General features: G+C 63.5%; 9 protein-coding genes and 1 pseudogene. 4 read left to right on the top strand and 6 right to left on the bottom strand.

All coding sequences use genetic code 11. The features are described 5' to 3' along the window. Both EN969_RS11735 and EN969_RS11730 read right to left on the bottom strand, forming a co-directional pair. A pseudogene (locus EN969_RS11735) lies at positions 1–289 on the bottom strand (MFS transporter); the annotation flags it as partial. An 89-nt stretch (positions 290–378) separates the two neighbouring features. After that, positions 379–573, bottom strand: a complete 195-nt coding sequence (locus tag EN969_RS11730; protein WP_063169161.1) for a DUF1192 domain-containing protein — start codon at positions 571–573, stop codon at positions 379–381. 123 nt (positions 574–696) lie between these two features. On the opposite strand from EN969_RS11730, the gene EN969_RS11725 reads away from it, so the two are divergent. The 3 genes from EN969_RS11725 to EN969_RS11715 all read left to right on the top strand — a co-directional run bounded on the left by EN969_RS11725 (position 697) and on the right by EN969_RS11715 (position 3,190). Next, positions 697–1,707, top strand: a complete 1,011-nt coding sequence (locus EN969_RS11725; protein WP_013529235.1) for an NAD(P)H-quinone oxidoreductase — start codon at positions 697–699, stop codon at positions 1,705–1,707. 161 nt (positions 1,708–1,868) lie between these two features. After that, complete coding sequence (locus EN969_RS11720; protein WP_013529236.1) at positions 1,869–2,009, top strand: DUF1127 domain-containing protein; 141 nt, start codon at positions 1,869–1,871, stop codon at positions 2,007–2,009. Positions 2,010–2,494: 485 nt separating this feature from the next. Beyond that, positions 2,495–3,190: a DUF1013 domain-containing protein gene (locus EN969_RS11715; RefSeq protein ID WP_013529237.1), complete on the top strand. Its 696-nt coding sequence runs from the start codon at positions 2,495–2,497 to the stop codon at positions 3,188–3,190. Between the two features lie 62 nt (positions 3,191–3,252). On the opposite strand, the gene EN969_RS11710 is transcribed toward EN969_RS11715, so the two are convergent. The 4 genes from EN969_RS11710 to EN969_RS11695 all read right to left on the bottom strand — a co-directional run bounded on the left by EN969_RS11710 (position 3,253) and on the right by EN969_RS11695 (position 5,423). Continuing rightward, a complete protein-coding gene (locus tag EN969_RS11710; protein ID WP_013529238.1) occupies positions 3,253–3,972 on the bottom strand; it encodes a YafY family protein in 720 nt (239 codons plus the stop codon). Positions 3,973–4,097: 125 nt separating this feature from the next. Further along, positions 4,098–4,505, bottom strand: coding sequence for a hypothetical protein (locus EN969_RS11705; protein WP_063169160.1), 408 nt, complete (start codon positions 4,503–4,505; stop codon positions 4,098–4,100). Positions 4,506–4,580: 75 nt separating this feature from the next. After that, positions 4,581–5,171, bottom strand: coding sequence for a DJ-1/PfpI family protein (locus tag EN969_RS11700; RefSeq protein WP_063169159.1), 591 nt, complete (start codon positions 5,169–5,171; stop codon positions 4,581–4,583). Positions 5,172–5,255: 84 nt separating this feature from the next. After that, positions 5,256–5,423, bottom strand: a complete 168-nt coding sequence (locus tag EN969_RS11695) for a hypothetical protein (RefSeq protein WP_013529241.1) — start codon at positions 5,421–5,423, stop codon at positions 5,256–5,258. Between the two features lie 309 nt (positions 5,424–5,732). On the opposite strand from EN969_RS11695, the gene EN969_RS11690 reads away from it, so the two are divergent. Further along, positions 5,733–6,588: VOC family protein (locus EN969_RS11690; RefSeq protein ID WP_127419138.1), on the top strand; the 856-nt coding region annotated here is incomplete at its 3' end.

The following is a 6,588-nucleotide window of genomic DNA, read 5'->3' as shown; positions in this document are numbered from 1 at the left end:
AGACATACTCGTCGATGATCAGCCCGGTGAGCAGCGCCACGATGCCGCCGGATGCGGCAAAGGCGCCAAAGGCGCGCACGTGGCCGGCGCGGCGCACGATGCGCGGTGCGAAGAAGCAGCCGGTGACGAAGCCGCCGGCCCAGGCCGTGCCCATCAGGCCGAGCGATGCGGTCGAGAAGCCTTCCAACTGACCGCGCAGGGGCAGAAGCAGCCCATGCAAACCAGATGCCGCGAGCAGGAAAGCGGTGCCGCGAAGCAGCGAGAGGATCGGTCGGTAGGTTGCGAACATTGGTTGATCCGGCTCAGGTTTGGCGGGGACGCTGGGTCTGAAGACAGTCGCATTCGGGCTTTTCGGCGGCGGGCTTTACGCCCGAGCGCCTATCTGCGGCGGAACAGTGCTTCGGCCGCGGATTTGGTGGTGTCCTTGGCCTTGAGTTCGGCTTCCAGGCGGGCGATTTCGTCGCGCAGGATGCCGATCCGCTCAGTCAAGTCGCTGACGGAAAGCAATGACAGGTCCTGCCCGATCTCGTGCGGGCGCGCCTTCTTCTTGGGTTCGTCGTCGAAGATCGCCATCGTCGCTCCTCCTCCGCCAAGACCAGATTGGCCATTTGCCTGATTTGGCAATCAGCATACATAGGGCAGGGGCGTCGATGCAAACAGCCGATCGGACAACGGCGAGGAAAGACGGGAAATCTCATGGCGAGCGGACAGAAAATTCCGGCAAGGATGACGGCCATCGCGATCTCGGAGCCGGGTGGCCCTCGGGTGCTGAAGCCGGAAACACGCGACGTGCCGCAGCCCGGCCCCGGCGAGATCCTGATCAAGGTGCATGCCGCCGGCGTCAACCGGCCCGACGTCCAGCAGCGCAAAGGCGCCTATCCGCCACCGCCCGGCGCATCCGACCTGCCGGGCCTCGAGGCATCGGGTGAAGTCGCCGCCCTTGGCGACGACATATCACGCTGGCGCATTGGCGACCGCGTCTGTGCGCTGACGCCCGGCGGCGGCTATGCCGAATATGTCAAGGTCCATGCAGGGAGCGTGCTGCCGTTGCCCGCCGGCTTCACCCACACCGAAGCCGCGGCGGTGCCGGAGAATTACTTCACCGTCTGGCACAATGTGTTCGAGCGTGGCGGCCTCAAGAAAGGCGAGACGCTGCTCGTCCATGGCGGCTCGTCCGGCATCGGCACGACAGCAATCCAGCTTGCCTCCGCCTTCGGCGCCTATGTCATCACCACTGCCGGCAGCAAGGAGAAATGCGACGCCTGCCTGAAGCTCGGCGCCGACCGGGCGATCAATTATCGCGAGGCGGATTTCGTCGCCGCGGTGAAGGAGGCAACGGGTGGCAAAGGCGCCAATGTCATCCTCGACATGGTCGGCGGCGACTATGTGGCGCGCAATTATGAGGCCGCGGCGGTCGAAGGCCGCATCGTCCAGATCGCCGTTCAGGCCGGCGCTGTCGCAAGCGCGGACTTTTCGAAGATCATGGTCAAGCGGCTTACCCACACAGGTTCGACGCTGAGGCCGCGAACCGTCGAGTTCAAGGCGGCGATCGCGGCGGCGCTGGAAGCGCAGGTGTGGCCGCTGCTCGGCACGCGCAAGGTTGCCCCTGTGATGGACATGATCTTCCCGCTCAGCGAAGCCTGGCGGGCGCATGAGCGCATGGAAGAGGGTGAGCATATCGGCAAGATCGTGCTCGACGTAGGCTGACAGCGCGCGAGGTCAGCGCCTCGCTGCCCACAAGATGAACAGAAGCTTAATGCTGCAATGCAGCATTTGCATCATTGCTATGCAAAATCAGCCATTCAAGTCCTCATCGATGACGCCTATTTGAGCACCATCGAAACGAACATCATTCTGGAGGGACTACCATGAACCCGATCCGCGCTTTCCGTAACTGGCGTATGTACACCGAGACCGTCCGCGAACTGAACCGTCTCAACGCACGTCAGCTCAGCGATCTCGGCATCAACCGCGCCGACATCGAAAAGATCGCCCGCAGGGCTATCTAAAGCCACGTCCTGGTCCGCTCCGGCGGGCCCAAGCCGTGGAAGCCAGAGCCGCACCAGACGAACTTTGTCGCGGTTCCGAGCCCGCTGGACCCAGTCCGGCGGGTTTTGTCGTTTTGGGCGGGAGATCAACGACCGTCCCAACCGATACCGGCCATCGAGCAGGGTTGACCTCGGTTTCCTGCATGGCATCTTGGCTCGGCGCTTTCACAAGGGCGAACCCTGATGGAAGCAGCGGCTCCGGCATGACAGGGGTGCCCCTATCTCAACCGATCTTTGCCAAGACCGGAACTCGCCAGCGAAGCCAGCTTGTCGTTCTGTTCAAGAGCGCGGAACGTTTTCGGTAAGTACCCACGGCTTCCGGTCTTTGCTCCAAAAACGTTGCGAAAGGACCCGAGAGCGGTTATACAGACCGCGAATTTCCCATTTTGGTGGCTCTAAACCACCGCCCGCGCGGGAACGCGGGCGAACGAGAAGGATTTGTAAAAATGGCCAATACGCTGCTGATGCCCAAGGCGACCGCCGTCTGGCTGGTCGACAATACCGCACTTTCCTTCGAGCAGATCGCGCAGTTCTGCGGACTGCATCCGCTCGAGGTCAAGGCAATCGCCGATGGCGAAGCGGCGCAAGGCATCAAGGGCATGGACCCGATCATGACCGGACAGCTGACCCGCGACGAGATCGCCCGTGCCGAGAAGGACCCGAACCAGCGCCTGAAGCTTTCGGACCCCAAGGTGCGGGTGCCCGAATCCAAGCGCAAGGGTCCGCGCTACACGCCGCTGTCGAAGCGCCAGGACCGGCCGAACGCGATTCTGTGGCTGGTGCGCAACCATCCCGAGCTCAAGGACGCGCAGATCTCGCGTCTCGTCGGCACCACCAAGTCGACGATCGAGCAGATCCGCGAGCGCAAGCACTGGAACTCAGCCAATCTGCAGCCGATGGACCCGGTGACGCTGGGTCTCGCCTCGCAGATCGACCTCGACATGGAAGTCAACCGCGCCTCGCGCGGCCGCGAACAGGCGCAGCCGGTCGGCGACACGCTGCTGCCGGCGGCCCTGACCGAGCGGTTGGTGCCGGCTCCCGAGAAGCCGAAGGACGAGGACGCCGAACTCGACGCCAACGCCGTGTTCGCCAAGCTCTCGGCCTTGAAGTCGAAGAACACGGACAATGACGACGACGAGTGAGGTTGTCTGATATCCAAGAAAAAGCCCGCTTCGAGCGGGCTTTTTTCTAACTGCGTCGGGTCTCAGCTTCGCGCGGCGCGGTCCGGCGCCATGCCATAGTCCTCGCTGCGCTCCACCGCGCGGTAGAAGTCGGCAAGCTGCTTGCCGCGCTCCGGCTTGAAGATGCGGCCGGCGATGACCACCGAGGCGATGCGATCGATGCGGAAGGCGCGGAAATCGTCGCGCATCTCGCACCAGGCGACCAGCGTCCACACCTTGCCCCAGAACCACAGGCCGAGCGGGCGGATATCGCGGGCGGTGCCGCGGCCGGCCTCGTCGGAATAGTCGATGGTCAGCACCTGGCGCTTTTCGACCGCGCGCTCGATCAGGTCGATCGCCTCGCGGGCGGCGTCGCTGACCACCCACATCGGTGTGTGGATCTCGGTGCGGGCGATGCGGTCTTTCTCCGCATCGGGCAATACGGCGCCGATCTTGACCAGCGCTTCGTCGGCGGCCCGCGCCATGGCGGCACCGCCAAAGGCACGCACCATGCGGGCGCCGGCGACCAGCGCGACGATCTCGTCACGCGTGAACATCAGCGGCGGAAGGTCGAAACCCTCCCTCATCATGTAGCCAACGCCGGCCTCGCCGTCGATCGGCACTCCGGTCGACTGCAAATCGGCAATGTCGCGATAGATGGTTCGCTCGGAAACTTCGAGCCATGTGCCGAGCTTCTGGGCGGTGACCAATCGGCCACCGCGCAGATGCTGCACGATCTGGAAGAGCCTGTCGGCGCGGCGCATCGTATGGTCCCTCGGCGTTGTCTCTATGCATGCCGCCCGAAACCGGTCCACCTCTGGGTGGCATGCATCGTGTTTTCGCGCATGCCGTTATCCCAAAACCGCAGAACACTTTTGGGCGGCATGCCTCATGGTTTCAGCCCTTCGCGCTTGCGCTGCGCGGCGACGAACTCCGCGCCGAAGGACAATTTCTTCGTCGTCGGTGTTTTCGCATCGAGCACGCGCCAGAACGGTGCCACGTCACTCGGCGTCATGCCGCGCTGGAGGTCCTCGTTGGCGGCTTCGGCAACAGTGCGCAGATGATAGCCTATGGTGACCGGGCATGTCACTTCGGCGCCATGCTCGACGGCAAGTGCTGTACGCAGCGCACGCACATCCATCTCGACGCCTTCGGGAATCGAGCGGATGAAATCATCGACCTGGCGCGCTGTCGGCACCAGCATAGGCTGGCCTTCGACGACATCGGCCATCGTGCGCGGCGTCGGCTTGACGCCGTTGATGCCTGGTGTGCTCAGTCTGTCGTTCCAACTCTTCATCGATCGTCCTTTCGACCGCCGATGCACGGGTGCCCTAAGCTGGCACCATTGCACGGCCCTCCTGACAGCATACTGTCAGGAGGCTTCAGCATACTCCTTGGCAAACAGCGTTCGCATCCGAGCGAGATCGCTGCCTCTTTCGGGGTAGAGCGTCTTCAGAAAGGCGAGCGCGAAGGTGCCCGGCGCCGAGCCTGGCGCGGAAACAATTTTGCCGTCGGCCATGGCATGCGGCACATCCTGATAGAGGCTGTCGCCGGCATAGCCGGCCTCATGACCATTGATCCAGTCGCGGCCATTGCTCGTATGCCTGGCCTTCTCGAACAGGCCGGCGCGGGCTAGCGCCAGCGTGCCGGCGCAGATGCCGCCGACCACGCCGCCGCGCGATGCAACAGCATTGAGCAGATCAGCAACATCGGGCGGTGCCTTGCCGGCCCACTCATCGGAGCCGATCACGGCGATGGCGTCGAGATCATCATTCTCATCCGCCCCGGCCGATCGATCGGGCGTCAGCCGAAAGCCGCTGATCCCGGTCACTGGGTTGCCATCAGGCGTCAGCGACACGGCACGGGCGCCGAACCATTCGACCGCCGAGGCCGCCAGCAGCCCATACTCCCAGTCGGCAAAACCTTCGATGAAAAGGAAACCGATCGTCTTCTGTTCGGGCATAGGCTCGCTCCCATCCTCACGCACCGGACCTGTTATCTGGGCGTTGACGCGCCCACATCCAATCGCCGGGTCGAAAAATTGGCTTCAATTGCCCCGAGGGCCACGGTCCGCATACATGTCCGGCCAGCCGATATCCTTGCGAATATCCGCCGGCAGCGAGTTCATGAACCGCTGGGTGCGGATCTCGTTGCGCATCGTGCGGATCTTGCCGACATAGTGCTGCATGCCGCGCAGAATGGTGTAACCGTTCATGGCCAGTCTCCTCTCTCTGTATGGAGGTACTATCGCATACCCCTCCTGACAGCAGTCTGTCAGGAGGATGTCAGGCGCGAGACGATAGTTGCGACCAGTGCGCGCGACGCAGGCAAGGCATCGCTTTTCGCCGCATAGAACGGTGCCGAAGGCAGGTTCGCGACTTCCGATTGTTCATAGCGACGACGTGCTCTGGGCGCCGCTGTTCAGTTTCCGGCGACGGACTGTCGGAATACGAGGCCTTCAGCGGGGTGACCGCAGTTCTGATATGGAGGGAGAAAATTGTTCCCCAACAGCAGGGAGACGACGATGAGCTTGCAACTGACAGGTATCCACCATCTGACCGCCATCACCGCCAATGCGCCTGGCAATCTTCATTTTTATACGAAGGTGCTGGGTCTGCGGCTGGTCAAGAAGACCGTAAACCAGGACGACACCTCGGCCTACCACCTCTTCTATGCCGACGGCGAAGCGACACCGGGCACCGACCTTACCTTCTTCGACTGGCCGGTCGGCCGCGAGCGGCGCGGCACGCACAGCATCGTGCGGACCAGCCTCAGGGTCGGCAGCCAGGAGAGCCTTGCCTGGTGGAAGCAACACTTGACCGACGAAGGCCTGGCAACAGGAGAGATCGGCGACATCGGCGGTTATGCGTCACTGGACTTCGAAGATCCCGAGGGCCAGCGTCTGCGCCTGGTCAGCGATGGCGGCAAGGGCGGCAGCCATCCCTGGGCGCAAAGCCCGGTACCGGCCGAGCACCAGATCCGCGGGCTCGGGCCGATCGTCATCAGCGTTCCCGACATCACCAACACCGAGGCGGTGGTGACCACGGTGATGAACATGCGCAAGGCGCGCGACTATGCCTCGCCGGAGGGCCAGGTTCACGTCTTCGAAATGGGCGAGGGCGGGCCGGCGGCGGAGCTGCATGTCCTGGTGCAGCCGGGACTGGCGCCGGCACGGCAAGGTGCCGGTGCGGTTCACCATGTTGCCTTCAGGGCGCCGGACCAGGAAACGCTGCATCAATGGACGGCGCGGCTGGCCGAGTTCCGGCTGCCGTCGAGCGGCGAGGTCGAGCGCTATTATTTCCGTTCGCTCTACTTCCGCGAGCCGAACGGCATCCTGTTCGAGATCGCAACCGACGGTCCGGGGTTCACCGCCGACGAGC

Origin of the sequence: Mesorhizobium sp. M7A.F.Ca.CA.003.01.2.1, from assembly GCF_003998945.1 — a bacterium.
GTDB lineage: Bacteria > Pseudomonadota > Alphaproteobacteria > Rhizobiales > Rhizobiaceae > Mesorhizobium > Mesorhizobium ciceri.
This window is presented reverse-complemented; position numbering and strand designations above follow the sequence as displayed.